The organism is Glycomyces albidus, assembly GCF_009451885.1.
GTDB classification, from domain to species: Bacteria; Actinomycetota; Actinomycetes; order Mycobacteriales; family Micromonosporaceae; genus Glycomyces; species Glycomyces albidus.
In genome coordinates this window covers 38,284-58,429 of the sequence record NZ_WIAO01000015.1, presented here as the reverse complement: position 1 = coordinate 58,429, position 20,146 = coordinate 38,284, and the positions used below count along the sequence as shown (strand labels likewise).

The following is a 20,146-nucleotide window of genomic DNA, read 5'->3' as shown; positions in this document are numbered from 1 at the left end:
GCGGTCCACCGGGCCCGGCGCCGTGCCGCCGCGGTCCACCCGGGATCGCGCAGTCGACGGTCCGGGCGCCGAGCGGCGCTCAGCCTTCGGGACCGGTCAGGCGGCCGGGCCGTCCACCGGGCCGTGCGCCAGGTGGACGCTGCGGGCGCCGCCGCGCATCCTGATGCGGCGGGCCAGGGCGACCGCGTGCTTCACGTCGGTGGCGAGGAACAGGATCGTCGGGCCCGAGCCGGAGACGTGGGCGGCGAGGGCGCCCTCCTCGAGGCCCCCGTGCATGAGCGAGGCGAGCTGGGGCCGGAGGCTGACCGCCGCGGCCTCCATGTCGTTGACCAGGAGCCGCGCCAGCGTGTCCGCGTCCGCGCCGGACTCGAACGCCCGCACGATCGGGTCCACGTCGGAGGAGAAGCGGCCGATGCCGTCCTCGCGGAGCCGGTCGACCTCCTTGTAGCACTCCGGGGTCGAGATCCGCGTGTCCGTCGTCGCGACCACCCAGTGCCAGGTCCCCTTGGCGCGCACCGGCGTCAGCTCCTCGCCGCGGCCGGTCCCGATCGCGGTCCCGCCCTTGAGGCAGAACGGGACGTCGGAGCCGAGCCCGGCCGCGAGCCGGTGCAGCTCCGCGTCGCCGATCGCCACGTCCCACAGGCGCGCGCACGCGACCAGTGCGCCCGCCGCGTCCGCGGAGCCCCCCGCGAGGCCCCCGGCGACGGGGATGCGCTTGTTCAAGTGCAGCTTCACGGCCGGTTCGATCCCGGCGTACAGGGCGACGAGCTTCGCGGCCTTGTGCGCGAGGTTCGCCTCGCCCGTCGGCAGGTCCCCGGCGCCCTCGCCCGAGATCGTGATCTCGATGCCGGGCTCCTCGCGCTTCTCGGCGGTCACGGTGTCGTGCAGCGAGATCGCCTGGTACACCGTGGACAGCGCGTGGTACCCGTCGGCGCGCGGATCGCCCACCCCCAGGTGCGGGTTGATCTTGGCGGGGACGTCCACGGAAACGCCCGCGTGCGGCGCGGCTGGCGCGGTCTGTCCGGACATGCGGTCCTCCTCAGATTCGGCTGGTCCCGCCCAGCGCCTCCTTGGCGTCGGCGAGGGCGATGAACTCCGATATGTCCAACGACTCACCCCGCCTGGTGGGTTCGATCCCGGACCGCTCGAGGACCGCGTCCACGTCCTCGCCCGCCCAGGACTTGAGCGACTGGCGGAGCATCTTGCGCCGCTGCCCGAACGCGGCGTCCACCGCGGCGAACACCTCGGCGCGGTTCGCGTCGGGGCTCTCGATCCGCTCGAACGCGACGAGGGCGCTGGCGACGTTCGGGACCGGCCAGAACACGTTCGCGGACACCGAGCCGGCCCGCTTGGCCTTGGCGTACCAGGCCATCTTGACGCTGGGGCCGCCGTAGATCTTGGAGCCGGGCTGCGCGGTGAGCCGGTCGCCGACCTCGGCCTGAACCATGACGAGCCCTTTGCGGAGGCTCGGGAAGGTCTCCAAGGCGTGCAGGACGACCGGGACGGCCACGTTGTAGGGCAGGTTGGCGACGAGTGCCGTGGGCGCCTCGGGGAGCTGCGCGGGGTCGACCCGGGCGGCGTCGGTCTCCACGACCGTGAGCCGCCGGTGCTCGTCGGGGGCCCGGTGCGCCACGGTCGTGGGCAGCGCGAGCGCGAGCTTCGGGTCGATCTCGACCGCGATCACCTTGCGGGCGATCTCGATGAGCGCGAGGGTGAGCGAGCCGAGACCCGGGCCGACCTCCATGACGACGTCGTCCGCGTCGAGCTTGGCGGCCGCGGCGATGCGCCGGACCGTGTTCGCGTCGACGACGAAGTTCTGGCCCCACTTCTTGGTGGGGGTGATCCCGAGCCCCCGCGAGAGGGTCCGGATGTCGCCCGAGGTCAGCAGGCGCGCCATCAGCCCTGGCCCCCCGCGAGGAGCGGCTCGAGGACGATGCCCGGGTAGTCGTTCACGATCGTCTGGATGCGGTACTTGTTCGGCAGGACCACCAGGAACGCGCCGTCGCGCGGGCGGGAGAACACCTCGACGCCGGGCGCGGTGCGCAGCCGGGCCGCGCCTTCGGCGTCGGTCAGGCGCGCGAGCTGGAACGGCAGGTGGTCGATGGTGGCGGGCACGTCGAACTCGGCCTGGAGCCGCGCCGTGGTGACCTCGAACTGGAGCGGGCCGACGGCGGCGAGCACGGGCGTGGCCTCGCCGCGCCGCTCGGAGTAGAGCACCTGCACGACGCCCTCGGCGTCGAGCTGCGCGATGCCGCGCCGGAACCGCTTGGCCTTCGAGGTGTCGTGCATCTGGAGCGCCCCGAAGTGCTCGGGCGCGAACGCCGGCAGCGGCGGGTACTCGACGGCCTTCCCGGCGTAGATCGTGTCGCCCACGGACAGGCCGGTGGCGTTGACCAGGCCGACGATGTCGCCGGGCCACGCCTCGTCGACGGTGTCGCGGGCCGACCCGAACAGGGTCTGCGCGTACTTCGTCGACATGGTCCGCCCGCCCTGGGCCTGCGTGACCTGCATGCCGCGCTCGAACCGGCCGGAGCAGACGCGGATGAACGCGAGCTGGTCGCGGTGCGAGGCGTTCATGTTCGCCTGCGACTTGAACACGAACCCGGAGAACCCGGACTCGAGTTCGCGCGGCTGCCCCTTGACGTCCTCGCGGGCGAACGGCGAAGGCGCGATGTCCACGAGCAGGTCGAGGAGCTGCCCGACCCCGAAGTGGACGAGCGCGGCCCCGAACAGCGTAGGCGTGGTCTGCCCGAGCTCGAACGTCTTCTGATCGAAGTCGGCCTCGACCTCGCTGAGCAGTTCGGACTCCTCGCGGGCGCGCTCGTAGTCGGCGCCGAACCGCTCGACGGCCTCGTCTTCGCCGAGGTACTCCGCGATCGCGGACTGCTGCCCGCCCGGGGACCGCTCGTACCGGACCATGCCCGGGACCTGCGGTCCGGCGGCGCGCCGGCCGTCCTTCCATTCGCCGGGCGTCGCGTCCGGCCCGCCGAACCCGATGCGCTCGATGACGCCGCGGAACTCGCCGCCGACGCCGACGGGCCACGTCACGGGCGTGGGCTTGATGCCGATGCGCGTCTCGATCTCCTCGATGAGCTCGAGCGCGTCCTTCGCGGGCCGGTCCCACTTGTTGATGAACGTGATCACGGGGATGCGGCGGGCCCGGCACACCTCGAAGAGCTTCAGCGTCTGCGGCTCGAGGCCCTTCGCGGCGTCGAGGAGCATCACGGCGGCGTCGACCGCGGTCAGGACCCGGTAGGTGTCCTCGGAGAAGTCGGCGTGACCGGGCGTGTCGAGGAGGTTGACGACGCAGTCGCGATACTCGAACTGGAGCGCCGCGGAGGTGATCGAGATGCCGCGGTCCTGCTCCATGGACATCCAGTCGGAGACCACGCCCTTGCGGTCGCCCTTCCCGTGGACGGCGCCGGCGGCCGAGATGGCGCGGCCGTGCAGCGCCAGGGCCTCGGTGATCGTCGACTTGCCGGCGTCGGGGTGGGAGATCACCGCGAACGTGCGGCGGCGCGCGGCCTCCGCGGAGATGTGGCTGGACATGGATTCCTCAAGTGTTCGAATGCTTCGGGCCCGACCCTCAACGATAGCCGTGGCGAACGACACGGCCCGGCGGTCCGCGCGGGGGCGGTTTTCTGTCGGACCCCTGCGCAATCGTGGGGGCTACGGTCCCCTTCAGGGTGGGTGGGGGCTGCGGATGGTCTGCAAGCGCAAGCCCTTCACGCCCCTAACCCGCGAGCTCGGCCTTGACGATCCCGGCGAGGGCCTTCCCGTCGAAGCGGCCGGCCGTCTTCGGGCCGATCGCCTTCATGACCTTGCCCATGTCCTTCGGTCCGGAGAACCCGCCCTCGGCGATCGCCTCACGCACCAGTTGAGTGACTTCTGCCTCACTGAGCTCGGTGGGAAGGTACCGCTTGATGACGGCCTCCTCGGCGAGCTCGTTCTCCGCGGACTCCTCGCGGCCCCCGGCCCGGAACGCCTCGGCCGCCTCACGCCGCTGCTTCGCCTGCTTGACCAGCACTTTCACGACCTCGGCGTCGTCGAGTTCGCGCGCGGAGCTCCCCGCGACCTCTTCGTTCCGAATCGCCGTGATGATCATGCGGAGCGTGCCCAGTGTCACCTTGTCCTTGGCTTTGAGGGCAGCTCGCATATCGGTTTCCAACTGGGTCTTTAGCTCACTCATATCTCGACAATCTACCGTTGGGGGTATGAAGATCAGCCGTGGACTTGCCGCAGCAGCCGGGATCGGGGTCGGCGCGGGGGCGCTGGCGCTCGCCTACGCGTCGCTATACGAACGCGTCCAGTACACGCTCAGGCACTTCGCCGTGCCCGCGCTTCCCGAAGGGGCCGAGCCTATCCGGGTCCTGCACATCTCCGACCTGCACATGACGCCCGGGCAGGTCCGCAAGGCCCACTGGGTCGCGTCCCTGTCCGCGCTCGACCCGGACCTGGTGCTGCTCACCGGCGACAACCTCGCCCACCCGGACGCGGTCGACCTGGTCGCGAAGACGCTCCGGCCGCTGCTGCGCGCCCCGGGCGCGTTCGTGTTCGGCTCGAACGACTACTACGCGCCGGTGTTCAAGAACCCGCTCCAGTACTTCAACAAGAACCACGAGCACAAGTACGGGGAGCCGCTCCCGACCGAGGAGCTGCGGAAGGTCCTCGTCGACGGCGGCTGGCTCGACCTCAACAACGCCGCGGCCGACAAGGTCGTCGCCGGGATGAACGTCCACTTCGCGGGCGTCGACGACCCGCACTTCGACCTCGACGACTACGAGCTCGTCGCCGGTCCCGTCCCGCCCAGCGCCGACCTGTCGATCGGCCTCACGCACTCGCCCGAGCCGCGCGTCCTCGACGCGTTCGCGGCCGACGGGTACGGCTTCGTGGCCGCCGGCCACACCCACGGCGGCCAGGTCTGCGTGCCCGGCTACGGCGCCCTCGTCACCAACTGCGGCATCGACCGCGAGCGCGTCAAGGGCCTCCACCCGTGGGAGGACATGTGGCTGCACGTGTCCGCCGGCCTCGGCACGAGCCCGTACGCGCCGGTGCGCTTCGCGTGCGCCCCGGAGGCGAGCCTCCTGACCTTCGTCCCGAAGGCGTTCTAGCGGCGGGCCGGGGCCCGGGTGTGACCGGGCCCCGCGCCCCCGACCCCGTTCGACACCCTGCCCGACGTTCGGGTAGCATTTCCAATCGACGCGTTCGCCCAGCGTGCGCGCGAAAACAGAACATCGGGTTGTGGCGCAGCTTGGTAGCGCACCTCGTTCGGGACGAGGGGGTCGCAGGTTCAAATCCTGTCAACCCGACCACCGTAAGTACAGCTCAGGGCCGGCTCTCATTTCGAGAGCCGGCCCTGAGCGTGTTCACGGCAGTGCGGCCGCAGACCGTTCTTCCGGTCTGCGGCCCTTCGGCTCACTGCGCCGTGAGCTTGACGCGGCGCAGGAGTTGGGCGTTGAGGGCGACCACGATGGTGGAGGCCGACATCAGGACCGCGCCCACTGCCGGGCTGAGGGTCAGGCCGATTCCGGCCAGGACGCCGGCCGCGAGCGGGATCGCCGCGATGTTGTACCCCGCAGCCCAGGCGAGGTTCTCGATCATCTTGCGGTAGCTCGCCTTGGAGAGGCGGCGGACGCCGCCGACGCCGCGCGGGTCGGAGGACGCCAGGACGACCCCGGCGGACTCGATCGCCACGTCAGTGCCGGCGCCGATCGCGATGCCGACGTCGGCCCTCGCCAGCGCGGGCGCGTCGTTGACGCCGTCGCCGACCATCGCGACGCGCAGCCCGCGCCGCTGGAGGTCGGCCACCGCCTGGTCCTTGTCGGCGGGCAGCACCTCGGCGAAGACCTCGTCGCGGCCCTCGACGAACCCGAGGTCGGCGGCGACCGCCTCGGCGACCGCGCGGGCGTCGCCCGTGATCATCGCGATCTTCTGCACGCCCTGGGCGCGCAGGTCGGCGATGGCCTGCCGCGCCTCGGGCCGGACCTCGTCCTCGAGCGCGATCGAACCGAGCACCCTCGGCTCACTGCCGTCGGGTGCACTGCCGTTGGACGCATGGTCGCTGGATGCACTGCCGTTGGATGCCCGATCGTTGGACGCACTGCCGAGCGCGACGAGGTGCAGGACGGTCGCGCCGCGGCCCGACCAGGCGTCGATGTCGCCGTCGAGTTCCGGCGGCGCCTCGACCCCCAGTTCGCGCAGCAGGGCCGGCCCGCCGACCGCGTACCGCTTGCCGTCCACAGTGGCTTCAACGCCTTTGCCGGTGCGGGACCGGAAGTCGGAGGCGCGAGCGGCCTCGCCGTGCGCCCGGCCGTGGTGCGCCACGATCGCGCGGGCGAGCGGGTGCTCGGAGTCCGACTCGACCGCCGCGGCCAGGTGCAGCACCTCGTCCCCGTCGACGCCTTCGGCTCCGCTGACGCCGGCGACGGTGTGCTCGCCCTTGGTCAGCGTCCCGGTCTTGTCGAACAGGACGGCGTCCACAGTGCGCATCCGCTCGATCGCGAGCCGGTCCTTCACCAGGATGCCCGCCTTGGCCGATACCGCCGTCGTGATCGAGATGACCAGCGGAATGGCCAGGCCGAGCGCGTGCGGGCAGGCGATGACGAGGACGGTGACCGTGCGGACGACCGCCGATGTGGTCTCGCCGAGCAGCGACCAGACCGCGAACGTGGCGACACCCGCGGCCATGGCGACGTAGAACAGCAGGGCCGCGAACCGGTCCGCGAGCACCTGGCCGCGCCCGCGGGACTCCTGGGCCTGCGAGACCAGGCGCTGGATGCCGGCCAGGGCGGTGTCGTCCCCGACCGCGTCGATGCGCACGCGGATCGCCGAGTCGGTGGCGACGGTGCCGGCCACGACCCGGTCGCCGGCGCTCCGCGGCACCGGGCGGGACTCGCCGGTGATCATGGACTCGTCCATCTCGGCTTCGCCGTCGACGACCTCGCCGTCGGCCGGGACGCGCGCCCCGGAGCGGACCAGCACCACGTCGCCGACCGCGAGGCCGGAGGCGGGGACGGTCTCGATCGAGCCGTCGTCCCGCACCCGTTCGGCCTCGTCGGGCAGCAGCGCCGCGAGCGCGGCGAGCGCGCCTTGGGCCTGGCCGATGGCCTTCATCTCCTGCCAGTGGCCCAGCAGCATGATCGAGACCAGTGCGCCGAGCTCCCACCAGAACTCGAGGTCGAACCAGCCGAAGCCGGTCGCGAGCGAGGCGGCGTACGCGACGGTGATCGCGGTGGCGATCAGGAGCATCATGCCGGGGGCGCGATCGCGGATCTCGCGGACGCCGCCGACGAGGAACGGCCAGCCGCCGTAGAAGAACACGAACGTGCCGAGCACGGGCCCGACGAGTTCGATGCCGGGGAAGTCCAGTGTGTACCCGAACCAGTCCATGATCATGTGGCTGGTGACGACCAGCGGGACGGTCAGGATCAGGCTGAGCCAGAACTTGCGCCGGAAGATCTCGGGGTCGTGACCGGCGTGCTTGTCGTGGCCTCCGTGGCCGCTGTGGGCTCCATGATCACCTTGGGCCCCATGCCGACCGTGGGCGTGGTCGGTGCCCTGTGCGCCGTGGGTGCCGTGGCCGCCCTGCGCTTCATGCGAGCCGTGCCCGCCGTGGTCGTGATGGGCTTCTCGGTTTCCAGCGGCGTCGGCATCGTGAGCGGAGTGGTCGGCGTGCTCGCCGTGAGCCTGCGTGCCCGCACTGTTCGCTGCGGTGTCGGGCGAGCCGTGGGCGCCGTGCGCCCCGTGGGTCTGCGAAACTCCGGCGTCGGCGGGCGCACCGTCCCCGGAGTGCCTGTTGTGATCGTGGTGGCCGGGCTCGCCGTGCCCGCTGTCCCGGGACTCGCCGTGTCCGTGGTGGTGCTCGTGGTGCCTCGCGTCGTCCCCGTGGGCGTGGTGACTGCTCACTGGAGGCTCCTTCCATATGGTCGCTTCTCGCTCAGACCTTATACCCCATGGGGGTATCTGACAAGCCTGGGCAACGCCCTCTCACGAGGTGGTATTCCCTGCCGGACCGGCGGAGGACCGCACGCGGGCTCCGGGCGGCTAGCGCGACGAGCGGCGAGCGGCGTTCCCCGAGGCGACTGGCCGGGGACTGCACGCCAGGGGCGAGGTCACTGCCGAGCAGCGAGCGCATTCCCAGGGCCGACCAGGCGGAGGAGTACACGCAGGCACCTGCGAAGAGCGCGACCTCGCGCGCGGTCAGGCGCGTGTCGCGAGCAGCAGCCCGTCGTCGGTCAGGCGGGCGGTGAGACCGTGCTCCGCGGCGGCCGCGATCAACACCTCAGGGTGGGCCCGCTGCCAGTCGAAACTGGACGAACGCTCGTCGACCAGCCTGTCGCCGTCGTGAATGCGCCACGTCAGGTGCCAGCGGCCGTGCGTGTCGTCGATCGTTTCGGCTCGGGCCGTCGCGGAATACGTCAGCCGCCCGACCGCGCGGCTCGGCAGCGGCGTCTCGCGTTCGTCCCGCGACCCGGTGTCCTGCTCCGCGATCGGGCCGATCACCGCGACGCCGTCGTCGGTCAACCACCGGCCCAGCCAGGCCCAGAATGCCGCCCGCGTGTCGTCGCCGACGTGTCCGAACATGTTGAACGCCGTTACGACAGTGAGGGGTTCGCTGATCTCGCCGATCATGCGGTCGACGTCCCACGGCAGGACCGTCGTCCTCCGAATGAGGTCCGGGTCGCCGGTGACCCGGGTCATCAGCGAGGCGCGCAGCGCGAAGGCGGGCTCGCAGGCGAGCACCTCGCCCGCGAACACGCTCGCCAGAACCTGCGTCGACAGCCCCGTGCCGGCGCCGGCGTCGACCGCGACCCCCGGTCGGCCCGCCCACGGGGCGAGCGCGGCGGCCACGGTCGGGCCGAACGTGTCCCACGAGTCGAGGGCGACGGCGGCGTAGAAGTCCGCTTGCGGGTAGTGGCTCATGGCGCGAGCCTAACTGAGACTCGTTTTCAATAACAACGTGCACGTGTGGTTCGAACCAGGGGTTCCCGGCGGCGCCGTTCACTCGAACGGGGGAGTCCTTACGGTTGGTAGCCGGTCGACCGCTCAGCGGATTCTCCTCGCGCGCCACCGGGCATAGCCTGCATCTACCCCGGCGCACTCCTCGATCCCCTTGGTGGCACTCGTGTCCGTCAATCCCCCTTCCCCAGCGGGCCCCGACGGGGCCCCGACCAGTTTCTGGACCCGCTTCTCGGCCGGCCAGAGAATCGCACTCGTCAGTAGCCTCAGCGTGGTCGTCATCTGCTGCGCTGGCCTGCTCATCGGCAACCTCGCCGACCCCGAATCCCCGGATGGAACCGACGTCGCGACCGAGACGCCGACCGAGAGCCCCTCCGAAATCGAGCCGACGACCCGGCCCGAACCGACCCGGGAGCCCACCACCGCGGCGCCGACCACCGAGGCGGCCACGGAGACGGAGGCCGACGATGAGGGCGCAGACGAAGGCGACGGCGCCTCCGACGTCTACTACGAGAACTGCGACGCCGCGCGCGATGCGGGCGCCGCGCCGGTCGAGGAGGGCGACCCCGGGTACGGGTCCCATCTCGACAGCGACGGCGACGGTGTCGGCTGCGAGGACTCCTCAGGCGGCTCCGGCGGCGGCAACGACGACAACGATGACGGCGGTGGCGGCGGCAACGACGACGATGACGACGGCGGCAGCGTCTACTACGACAACTGCGACGCCGTCCGCGCCGCCGGCGCCGACCCCATCTACGCGGGCGACCCCGGCTACGGCTCCCACCTCGACCGGGACGGCGACGGCGTCGGCTGCGAGTGACCCCGCCGCCCGAGGGTAGAGGAAAGTTCACCCCGAAGTCGGGCGCCTGCGGCAATGCCCGGAGATGCAGAACTACCTAGGGTTCTAGGCATGGACATCTCAGTGCCGCAGGCGCTCCCCTGGCGCCGAGCCCCCCGCGTGATCGTGGCGGGCCTGTGGGCGCGCCGAACCTGGCTCTCCCTCGTACATCTGGTGACCGGCTCGGTCGTCGGGACGCTCGGCGGGATCGTCATCGGCGTGCTGATCGCCGCGGGCGCCGGCGGTCTCGTCACGATCGTGGTCCCGGCCGCCGCGCTCGCGGCGCTGCTGATCACGAGCGCCGCGCTCACCGCCGTGCAGCGCTCCAGGCATACGGCGTTCCTCGGGATCCGCTGGCCCGACGACCAGTCGCCGCCGGTGACGTTCACCTTCGAGTCGATCGTCGGGGTCGTCAAGAGCACCAAGACCTGGCGGCAGTTCTCGTACCACGTGATCGCCGGGGTCTACGGGTTCCTCGCGGCGTCCGTCGCGATCACCGCGTGGACGATCGCGCCGGCCATGATGGCCTCGCCGCTGCTCGGCCTCAACGGCGGCCTGGAAGTGCGGCACTTCGCGTACCTCCTGGGCGGCACCATCCTGCTGCTCGCCGCGCCGTGGATCACGCGGGGCCTCGCCGAACTCGACGCGGTCTTCGCCCGGCAGCTCCTCGCCGGCACCACCCGGGCCCAGGAACTGGAACTGCGGGTCTCCGACCTCACCGTCAGCCGCGACTCTACTGTGGACGCAGCGGATGCGGAGCGCCGGCGCATCGAACGCGACCTGCACGACGGTGCGCAGCAGCGGCTCACGTCCCTCGCCATGAACCTCGGGATCGCCCGCGCCACCCTCACCGACCTCCCGGAGGACGCCAGGAAGGCCCTCGCAGAGGCCCACGAGGAGTCCAAACAGGTCCTCACCGACCTGCGCGACCTCGTCCGCGGCCTCCACCCGGCCGTCCTCGAGGACCGCGGCCTCGACGCCGCGCTCTCGGCGGTCGCCGCCCGCTCGCCGATCCCGGTGCGGCTCAAGGTGGACATGGAGCGGCGCGTCGCACGCGACGTCGAAGCGGTGGCCTACTTCGTGATCTCCGAAGCGCTCACGAACACCGCCCGGCACTCCGGCGCCGAGCACGCCGAGGTCGAGGTGGTCCTCGACGCCGACCGCGACCTGCTGCGCCTGCGCGTCGTCGACGACGGCCGCGGCGGCGCCGACCCCGAGAGCGGCACCGGCCTGCGAGGCCTCGCCGACCGGGTCCGGTCGGTCGACGGCCGCTTCATTCTGACCAGCCCGCTCGGCGGGCCCACCACCATCGAAGCGGAGCTGCCATGCGCGTCGTGATCGCCGAAGACTCGGTCCTCCTCCGCGAGGGCCTCGCCAGGCTCATGGAGATCGGCGGGATCGAGGTCGTCGACACCGTCGGCGACGCCGAATCGCTCCTCCGCTCGGTCGAGCGCGACTGCCCCGACCTGGTCGTGGCCGACGTCCGGATGCCGCCCGACCAGAGCGACGAAGGCGTCCGCGCCGCACTCGTGCTGCGCCGCCGCTACCCCGACCTCGCGGTCCTCATGCTCTCCCAGTACGTCGAGGAGCGGTACGCGGTCGAACTGCTCACCGGCCAGATGCGCGGCATCGGCTACCTCCTCAAGGACCGGGTCGCCGACGTCGAGGAGTTCCTCGACTCGCTGCGCCGCGTCGCCGGCGGCGGCACCGCCCTCGACCCCGAGGTGATCTCCCAGCTCCTCGTCCGCCGCGAAGGCGACGAACTCGACCGGCTCACCCCGCGCGAGCGGGAAGTCCTGTCGCACATGGCGGAAGGCCGCTCGAACGCCGGGATCGCCGCGGTCCTGTTCCTCTCCGAAGGCGCCGTCAGCAAGCACATCAACTCGATCTTCGCGAAACTCGGGCTCCCGCCCACCGACAGCGGCAACCGCCGCGTGCTCGCCATTCTCAAGTTCCTGCAAGGCAACGCAAAGGACCGGTCATGATCGACACCCCCGCTCAGTCCGACAAGGCCCGGACCGGCACGGCCGATGCCGCCGACACGCCCGACGAGCCGGCATACCCCCACCGCAAGGTGTGGTGGATCGTCGGCGGCGCCATCACCGGAGCCCTTCTCCTCACGTTCCTCGCCGTCTTCGGCGCCTGGTCGTGGGCGGTCTCCTCCGAAGACGAGAGCGCCACCCGCACCGAAGCGTTCGACCAGGCGGTGAGTGCCGCCGAGCTCACGGTCGACGTCGGCGAGGTCACCCTCGAGGCCGCCGCCGGCCCCGCGCTCGAGTTCCGCCTCGACACCGAGTGGCTCGGCTCCGAACCCGAGACCGGCGAGGACTGGGACGGCGAGGTCTTCACCGCGAACGGCGAATGCGACAGCAGCATCTTCCTCGGCCTCGACGTCGACCAGTGCCAGACGGACTACACGCTCGGCCTGCCCGCCGGCACCGACGCCTCGGCCGAGCTCGGCATCGGCGACATCAGCCTCGACGGCCTCGACGCCGAGATCGACGTCAACACCGGCGTGGGCGACATCGTCGGCGAGAACCTCAAGGCGACGTCGACCACTGTGGAGTCCGGAGTCGGCGAGGTCCACCTCGAGTTCGACCAGGTCCTCGGTGACATCCGCGTCGACGCCGGCACCGGCGACGTCGTGATCGTCGTCCCCGACGACGGCGCCACCTACGACGTCCGGTTCGACGGCGGCGTCGGCGACGAGCACATCGAGATCGCCACCGACCCGGCAAGCCGGGCCGACTACGTCATCGACGTGACCAGCGGCATCGGCAGCCTCACCGTCCGATACGGAAGCTGAACCACCCGAAGGAAACCCCCGCCGCCCGCGACCGGAATCGGTCGCGGGCGGCGGCTTATCCGGAGGCGGGCGACCGATCACGGCGTCAGTCGCCCGGCGCGGGATCTTCAACAGCGGTGGACGCAATCGATGAAGCGGCCCCGCACATCGTGCGGGGGCCGCTTCCGTTGGGCCGCTTCCGTTGGGCCGCTTCCGTTGGGCCGCTTCCGTTGGGCCGCTTCCGTTGGGCCGTGGCGTCGCCCCTGCCGGCGGCTACGGCTTCCCGGTCAGGAGCTCGAACGCATCGGCGCGGCCCAGAGCCGCGCCCCGGTCGTACTCCTCCTGGAACGCCTTGTCGCCCAGCGTCTCCCGGGCCCGCTCCTCGGTGCGCAGCGCCGCATCGTACCCGCGTCCGTCGTCGATGCCGAGCATCGCGCGGCCGAATCCGAGCCGGCGGGCCGCGAGTGCCGCGTCGCCGTCGGCGAGGGCGATCGCCGCCGCCACACGGGACGCGATCGCGAGGTCGGCGACGGCCGCGCCCTCGATGTACTCCCGCCGGAGGCCCGCGATCCCCCGGGTCGGCCGCTCGCCCTGGAGCAGCGGAACGAGATCGGCGAGCGCGACGCTCATCACCCGGATCCGCTCGCCGAGACTGATCGCCCCGTCGAGGGACCGCTCGGCGGCGGGAAGCTCGGCGAGCGCCTCCTCGTACCGCCCTTCGGCGACGAGCACCGGCACCCGGAACCACCGGACGTACGCTTCGCGGTACGGCTCCCGGGCGTCCTCGGCGAGCGCGATGCCGCGGTCGAGCGCCTCCCAGGCCTGCTCGAACGCGCCGTTCTGGGCGTGCCGCCAAGCCAGCTCGCCGTACGCTTCGCTCGCGTCGCCGCGGGTCCCCAGCTCGTCGAGGAGCCGGGCCGCCTCGGCGACCGCCTCCTCCGACCCTTTCAGGTCGCCCTGCCAGCCGAGGCGTTCGGCCTTGATGCGCAGCGCGGAGGCCAGGCCCCAGCGCTCGCCGAGCTCCGCGAACACGGCCTCGGCGCGGTCGGCCGGCTCGGCGCCTTCGAGACCGGAGACCATGCTGCCGGAGGCGGCCGCGATCAAGAGGGCGGTGCCCAGTTCGAAGCCCTGGAGTCCGCGCTCGTCGACCGGCGACGTGTCGGCGAGGAACGCCGGACCCATCGACAGGAGGAACCGGCCGGGCGCGTCGTCGTCGAGTCCCTCGCCCAGTGCCAGGCCCTCCCTGATCGCGGCATCACCCGCACTGAAGCCGTACTGCCCGGTGGCGACGGTGCCCTCCAGGATCCGTGCGGCCGGGAGGAGCGGCGCCGGGATCTCGGCGGGGACGGCCAGCACGGCCTCGGTCCAGTGCCGGAACTCCGAAGGACTGCCGAGGAGGTGCCAGTACCAGAACAGGGCCGCGACCATGCGCAGGCCGGTCTCGATGTCGGCGGTGGCGACCGCGCGGCCGATGACGGTGACGAGGTTGCCGTGCTCGGCGGTCAGGCGGGCCATCGCGTCGATCTGGGCGGCGGTGCGCAGCTCGGCGTCGGCGCGTTCGGCCAGTTCCAGGCATGCCTTGGCCATCGCGTCGGCCACGGCCTCGGCCTGGCCGGACTCTTCAAGGCGCGCAACGGCGTAGGACCGGATCGTCTCGAGCATCCGGTACCGCTCGCCGTCGCGGTCGACCAGCGACTTGTCGACGAGCCCGGCGAGCGCGTCGAGGTCGTCGATCCGGTCGAGCGCGAGGCCGGCGGGGTAGACGGCCATGTGCATGGCGAGGGTCCGCTCGGCGTCCGAGAGCAGGTCCCAGCTCCAGGCGATGACCGCGCTGAGGGTGCGGTGCCGCGCGGGCGCGGTCCGGTCCGAGCCGGCGAGGAGCGCGAACCGGTCGTCGAGCCGGGCCGCGATCTGCGCGGCGTCGAGCGCCCGCATCCGCGCGGCCGCGAGCTCCACGGCGAGCGGGAGGCCGTCGAGCCGGCGGCAGATCTCGACGACCGCACCGGTGTTGGAGGCGTCGAGTCGGAAACCGGGGCGCACGGCGGCGGCGCGCTCGCAGAACAGCCGGACCGCGGGGCTCGACTCCGGGTCCTCCTCGGAGACCGCGAGCGGCGGGATCGGGTACAGCCGCTCCCCGCCGATCGCGAGCGCTTCTCGGCTCGTCGCGAGCACGCGCAGGCCCGGGCAGGCGCCGAGGATCCGCGATACCAGGTCGGCGACCCCGTCGAGCTGGTGCTCGCAGTTGTCGAGCACGAGGAGCGCGTTCTGGCCGGTGAAGTACTCCTCGAGGCGCGACGCGGCGTCGCGCGCGGACGGTTCCAGCAGGCCCGCTTCGCGGGCGCCGATGGCGCGCAGGACTGCCGGGGCCACGTCGGTGCCGTCGGTGGTCGAGGCGAGTTCGACGAACCACACGCCGTCCGGTGCGGCGCCGTCGGCGGCGATGCGGGCGGCGGTCTCGACCGCGAGCCGGGTCTTGCCGGCGCCGCCGGGGCCGGTGACGGTGACCAGCCGCGCCTGGGCGACCGCCTCGGCGAGGGCCGCGAGGTCGTCTTCGCGGCCGACGAAACTCGTCAACTGCGACTTCAGGTTCGAGCGCCGCACGGGCCGCTCCGCTGGAGCCGCGCTCTGCCGCAGGATCTTGAGGTGCAGTTCGGAGAGTTCGGAGGACGGGTCGGCGCCGAGCTCGTCGGCGAGGCGCTCGCGGGTCCGCTCGAACACGTCGAGGGCTTCGGCGGGGCGCCCGGTCGTGTAGAGCGCCCGCATGAGCAGGGCCTGCCAGCGCTCGTCGAGCGCATGCGAGGCGGCGAGCGGCTCGAGTTCGGCGAGGACGTCGGTGCCGGTCGCGACCTCGAGCGCGAGGCGGTCCCGGGTGGTCTCGGCGCGCAGGCGCTCGAGGCGGACGGCCTCGTTCTGGGCGAACCGGTAGTCGAGCAGGTCGGCGAGGGCGGGGCCGCGCCAGAGCGCCTCGGCCTCGCGCAGCGCCGCGAGGTCGCCGCTGCGGCGGCCGGTCTCGGCGAGCCGCTCGAACCGGACCAGGTCCACGTCCCCGGGCTCGACGTCGAGCCGGTACCCGGCGGCGCCGCGCGTCACCTTGTCCGCGCCGATCGCCTTGCGCACCCGGGACACCAGGGCCTGCAACGCGTTCGACGAGGCCGCGTCGTCCTCCCAGATCGCGTCGATCAACGAGTCGGCCGACACCTCCCGCCCCGCTTCGAACGCCAACCGCGCCACGAGCGCGCGAAGCCGCGCTCCGGCGAGCTCGACCGGCTGGTCCTTGTCATCGCGGATGTCGAACGACCCGAGAAGCAGTACACGCATACGGGCAAGTCTGCCTTGACCCTTCGAACGCCCGAGGAGCGGACGCCCGGCACCCGCTCCGTGAAGGCGACCACATATCACCCGATGGGGGACAACAGCGTGAAAACTGTCGGTGCCCGTCGATAGGTTCACTGCAGCAACTGAATACCGCGCCGAACCTCCGGGTGAAGCGCGACAACTGAAGGACGGTCCGATGGCTACGACGACATCATCAAGCAGTTCACGCGACCAGACGAGGTCGAACGGCCTCATTGCCCGGATCACGGCCAGGGCCCCGGGCCCCGAAGTCATGGCCGAGGCGCTCCCGTTCGACACGATCCCAGCCGAGGTGCTGCGGGACCACTTCACCAAGTGGCTCGTCGAATCCCTCGCCCAGACCGCTCTCCAATCGGCCGCGGGGACAGCGGCGAGCCCCGCCGCTGCGAGACCGCCCACCCACGATCTCCATGCGGTGCCTGACGAGTCCCGACAAACGCAGGTGACGGTCGCGGTCGCGGTCGACGCCCCGCCCGAGGCGGACGCAAACGCCGAGGCGGCGCTCGCCGAGCGGCGGCCGACGGATCATGCGGAGGCGGCGGTAGGGCCCTCCGAACGCCCGCCGACGGTCGAGCCCGAACCGAAACGTCCCAAGGCGAAGCGCCGCCCACCGCGCCGGAAACGCGACGGCCCTCTGGCCGATGCGATCGAACCACCACCGCCACCTCAAGCGCCCGACAAGCCGCCTCCCAAAGCGTCTTCGGCGCCGCCGAACGAGCCGGAATCCCTGCAGCGGTCCGAACCGGCGACGCCCTTGCAGCCACCGGCACCGCCGGTGCGGCCGCAGTACGTCCGGATCGGCGACAAGTCGGTGTGGCTGACGAAGCCGATGCTGCGCTCCCGGGGCTGGACGGAGGCCGCCATCCGTGATTTCCTCCCCGGCCCTGAGGCGCTGAAACCGAATCCGCGATTCGCGATCTCGGGTGCGCCGATGCCGGTCTGGAAGCCCGAGACCGTCGCCCGTGCCGAGGCCGATCCGGAGTGGCGGGCCTGGCTCGAGCGCTCCCTCAAACGGAGGCAGACCACGCTCGAGGCCCTGGCCGGCACCGACGATCAGGAGTTCAGGAACCGCCTCGAACTCGCCGACCAGGCCATCCGGGACTGCGCCGCGCCACCGACTCTCCTGGACGCCCTCGACCACCCGAAGGAGCCGCTCGCGGCGGGCGCGATCTGAGCACAGGGAGGTGTGGACCCCGGCGAAGCGGAAGGAGGGTTGAAAGGCGGGGAATCGGGAAATCGAGGACTTGGGCGCGGGCCGGATCTTAGGTTGGAGGTCGGCCGGTGGTCGAGCGGAGCCGGCTCGCCGCGACTGCGAGGAAGGGGTTTGAGATGGGTGACTTCCCGTTCGCGGGGAAGACCTTCGTGATCCGTCTGGACAACGGGGTCGTACTCCACAACATCTACGGGTCCGAGGGCAACAAGCTCCAGTACGCCGAGATCGACGGCGCCACCGAGAGCGCCTCCGGAACCGTCGACCTCCACGTCGCGCAGGTCTCGTCCCGGATCTATCTGCTCGGATGGAACGAGGTCACCGGAACCGCGGTCACGCACGTCATGAACTTCCAGAACCGCACGATCACCGGGTACTGGTCCTTCAGCAACGACGGCGGAAGAACCGGCGAGGTCCACTCAGGAACCTTCGAGGAACTGGGCTGAGCCGTCCGCCGACTCCGTCGTCGGCGACGCTCGGTGCGGGTTCACTCGCCCTTGCGGTCTGAGGTCGCTTCGAGGATCGAGGCGATCAATCGCTCCCGGACGGCGATCGGCGGGCCACCGTCGTGCCAGGTGCAGGCGAGGTTCACGGCGGCGACTCGTCCGCTCTCCATGATGATTCGGACGGCCCCCAGCAGGTCCGACTCGCCAGGGCCGTTCGCAGCCGGGTAGCGCAGGCCCGGCAGTACGGCCGGGTCGAGGGTGTCGAGATCGAGATTGAGCAGGAACGGCCCTTCGGGCAGGTCGCCAGGCGAGAGCTCGGCCAGTGTTCGGTGGCGAAGCGGTGCCGTCGCGAGGTAGTCGACTTCGGCGGCGTCCAAGTCCCGTGCGTCGAGCAGGAGCGCGCGTTCTGGAGCGGGCGGACGCAACCCGAGCGGTTCGGCGATGAGGTCCGCCCGGTATCCGAGCAGGAGCCGCAGTGCCATGCCGCCGAGGTAACCGGACTCGGTCGTCTCCAGCGTCTGGACGTCGCCGTGTGCGTCGATCCACACGATCGCGGGGTCGATCCCGGCGCGCTAGAGACCGGCCGCCAAGCCGATCGAGACGGTGCAGTCCCCGGACACGACGACCGCGGACCCTCCGGCTCGGGCCTGCGAGGCGACCGCGTCGGCGAGGTGGCCGTACAGGTGCACCAGCCGCGCCCACACTTCGCCCGCGGGCAGATCGACGGTCACCTCCTGGACGTCGGCACCGGCGGGAAGTCGGATAACGAGGTCGGGGTGATGCTCGTCGAGGTGGTACGGCACACGGAGGACGGTCATAGGGCGAGCGTAACGGCGAACGCCAACGGGTGGTAGGGAAGGAGTTGCCAGACGTCGAAGGCGTCGCGAAGTCCTCGGCCGCGGGCAAGCACAGCGCCACCGGCTTGGGCGCCGAAATCGCCGACGGCCGTGCGCCAAGAAGGCGCCGTGCGTCGAAGGGCGTTCCCGCAACGGCGGCTTCGAACGCCGGCGGCCGCCGCGCAGAGCAGTGGCCCTCACGCCAGCTTGAAGCCGGCGGCGACGGCGAGTTCACCTGCGATCTCCACTGCTTGATCGGCGGTGATGAGGGCGCCCTTCAGGCTCATCAGCCCGGTGATGCCGCCGAGTTCGGATCGGCGGAGGTCGCAGCCCTTGGCGTTGGAGACGCGAGAGAAGTCGGCGCCCGGGAAGGCGCACTCGATGAAGACCGTCTTGGAGAGGTCGCCGAGGAAGGTGGCGTTCGTGAAGCGGCAGCGCTCGAACACCACCGGGCCCTTCGCGGTACCGATCGAGATGCTCGCGAAGTCGGCCCGCGAGTCGGCGATGTACAGGTCCTGGACCAGCGCGAACTGCGCCTGCCACCCTACGAGCTGGCTCTCGGTGATCTCGACTCGCCGCGCGGTCGTCTGCTCCCAGCGCGCGTTGGACAGGATTGAGTGGTCCACGGCCACGTCGACGATCTCGAACGGCGTCAGCACGCTCCCCGACAGGTCGGTGTTGCGGATCGCCGACGACTCGAGACTGCCGTCGCCTTGGGCGCCTGAAAGATCGGCGCCCTCGATGAGCCTTTCGCTCCACTCGAAGTCGTAGTCGAGGCCGTCCTCCAAGGGCGACAGCCGGTCGGTCTCCACCAGCGGCATGCGCATGGCGAGCTTGTCGTCGATCTTCCTGAACTTCACCTGGGCCTCCTCGGTCGACCTCGGCAGGCTACGGCACTGCGCCGACATTCGCGCCGACGCTGCGTCGGGATCTGCGTCGTGCGTCTCAGCAGTTCGTCGCAAAACGGCGGCCGCTCGGCTCCGGCTCCGGGCGCCGACGCACTCCACGTGAGGTCGAGCCCGGAGCCGGAGCCGAGCGGCCCCTTCGCTCTCAGATCATGCGGTCGATCGCCTTGTCCGCCTTGGCGAACAATTCCCGGTAGTGGCGGTCGCGGTCGGCCCCGGTGAGCCCTTGCGCTTCACTGTCGAACAGCGCCGCGGTGTGCACCTCCGGGATGCCGCAGAACTCCGAGATGCCGCGCCGCAGCGTCCCGTCGAGCATCGAGTGGATGAGGTCGGCGTTCGGGTCGTCCTCCGCGAGCCCCGCGAGGGCGAGCCACAGCATCCGCTTGCTGTGCATCGGGGACTTGCTGCGGCCGTACGTGAGCCCGTAGTTCCAGACCCGGTCGATCCAGCCTTTCAGCAGCGCCGGCAGACCGAACCACCAGATCGGGAAGACCGCCACGATGACATCGGCGGCGTGGACGCGCGCGATGTGGCGGTGGACCTCGGGCGAGTACACCTTGTCGCGGTTCCCGTAGTCGGGTTCGTCGGCGACCCTGCCCCGCGGATCGAAACCCTCTTCGTGCAGGTCGAGGACATCGACGCGGTAGCCTCCCGCGGCCAGGCGCTTCGCGGCCCGCTCGGCCACGGCCGAAGTGAGCGAATCGGAGCGGTGGTGGGAGACGACGATCAACGCGGTGGGTGCGGTCTCGGCGGTGTGTTCTCGGTTCATACGACAAGTACAGCCGCGATTCCGTGGACGGGCCATGGTCGAGAA

18 protein-coding genes and 1 tRNA gene are annotated in these 20,146 nt (G+C 71.4%); 8 read left to right on the top strand and 11 right to left on the bottom strand.

Features of this window, described 5'->3' with window-relative positions:
• Positions 1-96: 96 nt before the first annotated feature.
• The 4 genes from GFD30_RS13660 to GFD30_RS13645 all read right to left on the bottom strand — a co-directional run bounded on the left by GFD30_RS13660 (position 97) and on the right by GFD30_RS13645 (position 4,189).
• Entirely contained in the window at positions 97-1,029 is a 933-nt protein-coding gene (locus GFD30_RS13660; protein ID WP_153025758.1) for a 4-(cytidine 5'-diphospho)-2-C-methyl-D-erythritol kinase, read from the bottom strand.
• A gap of 10 nt (positions 1,030-1,039) precedes the next feature.
• Positions 1,040-1,897, bottom strand: a complete 858-nt coding sequence (gene rsmA, locus GFD30_RS13655) for a 16S rRNA (adenine(1518)-N(6)/adenine(1519)-N(6))-dimethyltransferase RsmA (protein WP_153025757.1) — start codon at positions 1,895-1,897, stop codon at positions 1,040-1,042.
• Entirely contained in the window at positions 1,897-3,549 is a 1,653-nt protein-coding gene (locus GFD30_RS13650; RefSeq protein WP_153025756.1) for a peptide chain release factor 3, read from the bottom strand. Before GFD30_RS13650 ends, rsmA begins: the two co-directional genes overlap by 1 nt.
• Positions 3,550-3,733: 184 nt before the next feature.
• Positions 3,734-4,189, bottom strand: coding sequence for a GatB/YqeY domain-containing protein (locus GFD30_RS13645; protein ID WP_153025755.1), 456 nt, complete (start codon positions 4,187-4,189; stop codon positions 3,734-3,736).
• Between the two features lie 25 nt (positions 4,190-4,214).
• Here GFD30_RS13645 and GFD30_RS13640 point away from each other — a divergent pair, with 25 nt between their 5' ends.
• On the top strand, positions 4,215-5,111 hold the full coding sequence (locus GFD30_RS13640; protein WP_153025754.1) for a metallophosphoesterase: 897 nt from the start codon (positions 4,215-4,217) through the stop codon (positions 5,109-5,111).
• Between the two features lie 124 nt (positions 5,112-5,235).
• A tRNA-Pro gene (locus GFD30_RS13635) sits at positions 5,236-5,312 on the top strand.
• 103 nt (positions 5,313-5,415) lie between these two features.
• On the opposite strand, the gene GFD30_RS13630 is transcribed toward GFD30_RS13635, so the two are convergent.
• Together GFD30_RS13630 and GFD30_RS13625 are read right to left on the bottom strand one after the other, a co-directional pair.
• The gene (locus GFD30_RS13630) at positions 5,416-7,905 is read right to left on the bottom strand and encodes a heavy metal translocating P-type ATPase (protein ID WP_322633229.1); all 2,490 of its coding nucleotides are present in this window, start codon (positions 7,903-7,905) and stop codon (positions 5,416-5,418) included.
• Between the two features lie 294 nt (positions 7,906-8,199).
• Entirely contained in the window at positions 8,200-8,922 is a 723-nt protein-coding gene (locus GFD30_RS13625; protein ID WP_153025753.1) for a methyltransferase domain-containing protein, read from the bottom strand.
• 202 nt (positions 8,923-9,124) lie between these two features.
• Between GFD30_RS13625 and GFD30_RS26995 the strand changes: the two genes are divergently transcribed.
• The 4 genes from GFD30_RS26995 to GFD30_RS13605 all read left to right on the top strand — a co-directional run bounded on the left by GFD30_RS26995 (position 9,125) and on the right by GFD30_RS13605 (position 12,602).
• Complete coding sequence (locus GFD30_RS26995; RefSeq protein WP_322633228.1) at positions 9,125-9,778, top strand: excalibur calcium-binding domain-containing protein; 654 nt, start codon at positions 9,125-9,127, stop codon at positions 9,776-9,778.
• Positions 9,779-9,868: 90 nt separating this feature from the next.
• Positions 9,869-11,134 (top strand): sensor histidine kinase, encoded by a 1,266-nt coding sequence (locus GFD30_RS13615; protein ID WP_194201963.1) that lies wholly within the window; start codon positions 9,869-9,871, stop codon positions 11,132-11,134.
• Positions 11,122-11,781: a response regulator transcription factor gene (locus GFD30_RS13610; protein ID WP_153025751.1), complete on the top strand. Its 660-nt coding sequence runs from the start codon at positions 11,122-11,124 to the stop codon at positions 11,779-11,781. Before GFD30_RS13615 ends, GFD30_RS13610 begins: the two co-directional genes overlap by 13 nt.
• A complete protein-coding gene (locus tag GFD30_RS13605) occupies positions 11,778-12,602 on the top strand; it encodes a DUF4097 family beta strand repeat-containing protein (protein ID WP_153025750.1) in 825 nt (274 codons plus the stop codon). Before GFD30_RS13610 ends, GFD30_RS13605 begins: the two co-directional genes overlap by 4 nt.
• 252 nt (positions 12,603-12,854) lie before the next feature.
• Here GFD30_RS13605 and GFD30_RS13600 read toward each other — a convergent pair whose 3' ends face one another.
• Complete coding sequence (locus GFD30_RS13600) at positions 12,855-15,899, bottom strand: BTAD domain-containing putative transcriptional regulator (RefSeq protein WP_194201962.1); 3,045 nt, start codon at positions 15,897-15,899, stop codon at positions 12,855-12,857.
• 289 nt (positions 15,900-16,188) lie between these two features.
• Between GFD30_RS13600 and GFD30_RS13595 the strand changes: the two genes are divergently transcribed.
• Both GFD30_RS13595 and GFD30_RS13590 read left to right on the top strand, forming a co-directional pair.
• Entirely contained in the window at positions 16,189-17,109 is a 921-nt protein-coding gene (locus GFD30_RS13595; RefSeq protein WP_153025748.1) for a hypothetical protein, read from the top strand.
• A 155-nt stretch (positions 17,110-17,264) separates the two neighbouring features.
• Complete coding sequence (locus GFD30_RS13590) at positions 17,265-17,591, top strand: MoaF-related domain-containing protein (protein ID WP_153025747.1); 327 nt, start codon at positions 17,265-17,267, stop codon at positions 17,589-17,591.
• A 41-nt stretch (positions 17,592-17,632) separates the two neighbouring features.
• Here GFD30_RS13590 and GFD30_RS13585 read toward each other — a convergent pair whose 3' ends face one another.
• The 4 genes from GFD30_RS13585 to GFD30_RS13570 form a co-directional block, all read right to left on the bottom strand.
• Positions 17,633-18,139, bottom strand: coding sequence for an arginase family protein (locus tag GFD30_RS13585; RefSeq protein WP_153025746.1), 507 nt, complete (start codon positions 18,137-18,139; stop codon positions 17,633-17,635).
• A gap of 24 nt (positions 18,140-18,163) precedes the next feature.
• Positions 18,164-18,409 carry a hypothetical protein gene (locus GFD30_RS13580; RefSeq protein WP_153025745.1) on the bottom strand — a complete coding sequence of 82 codons (246 nt, stop codon included), beginning with the start codon at positions 18,407-18,409 and terminating at the stop codon, positions 18,164-18,166.
• A gap of 215 nt (positions 18,410-18,624) precedes the next feature.
• Positions 18,625-19,287: a pentapeptide repeat-containing protein gene (locus GFD30_RS13575; RefSeq protein ID WP_153025744.1), complete on the bottom strand. Its 663-nt coding sequence runs from the start codon at positions 19,285-19,287 to the stop codon at positions 18,625-18,627.
• Positions 19,288-19,477: 190 nt separating this feature from the next.
• The gene (locus tag GFD30_RS13570; RefSeq protein WP_153025743.1) at positions 19,478-20,101 is read right to left on the bottom strand and encodes an NAD(P)H oxidoreductase; all 624 of its coding nucleotides are present in this window, start codon (positions 20,099-20,101) and stop codon (positions 19,478-19,480) included.
• Positions 20,102-20,146 lie beyond the last annotated feature (45 nt).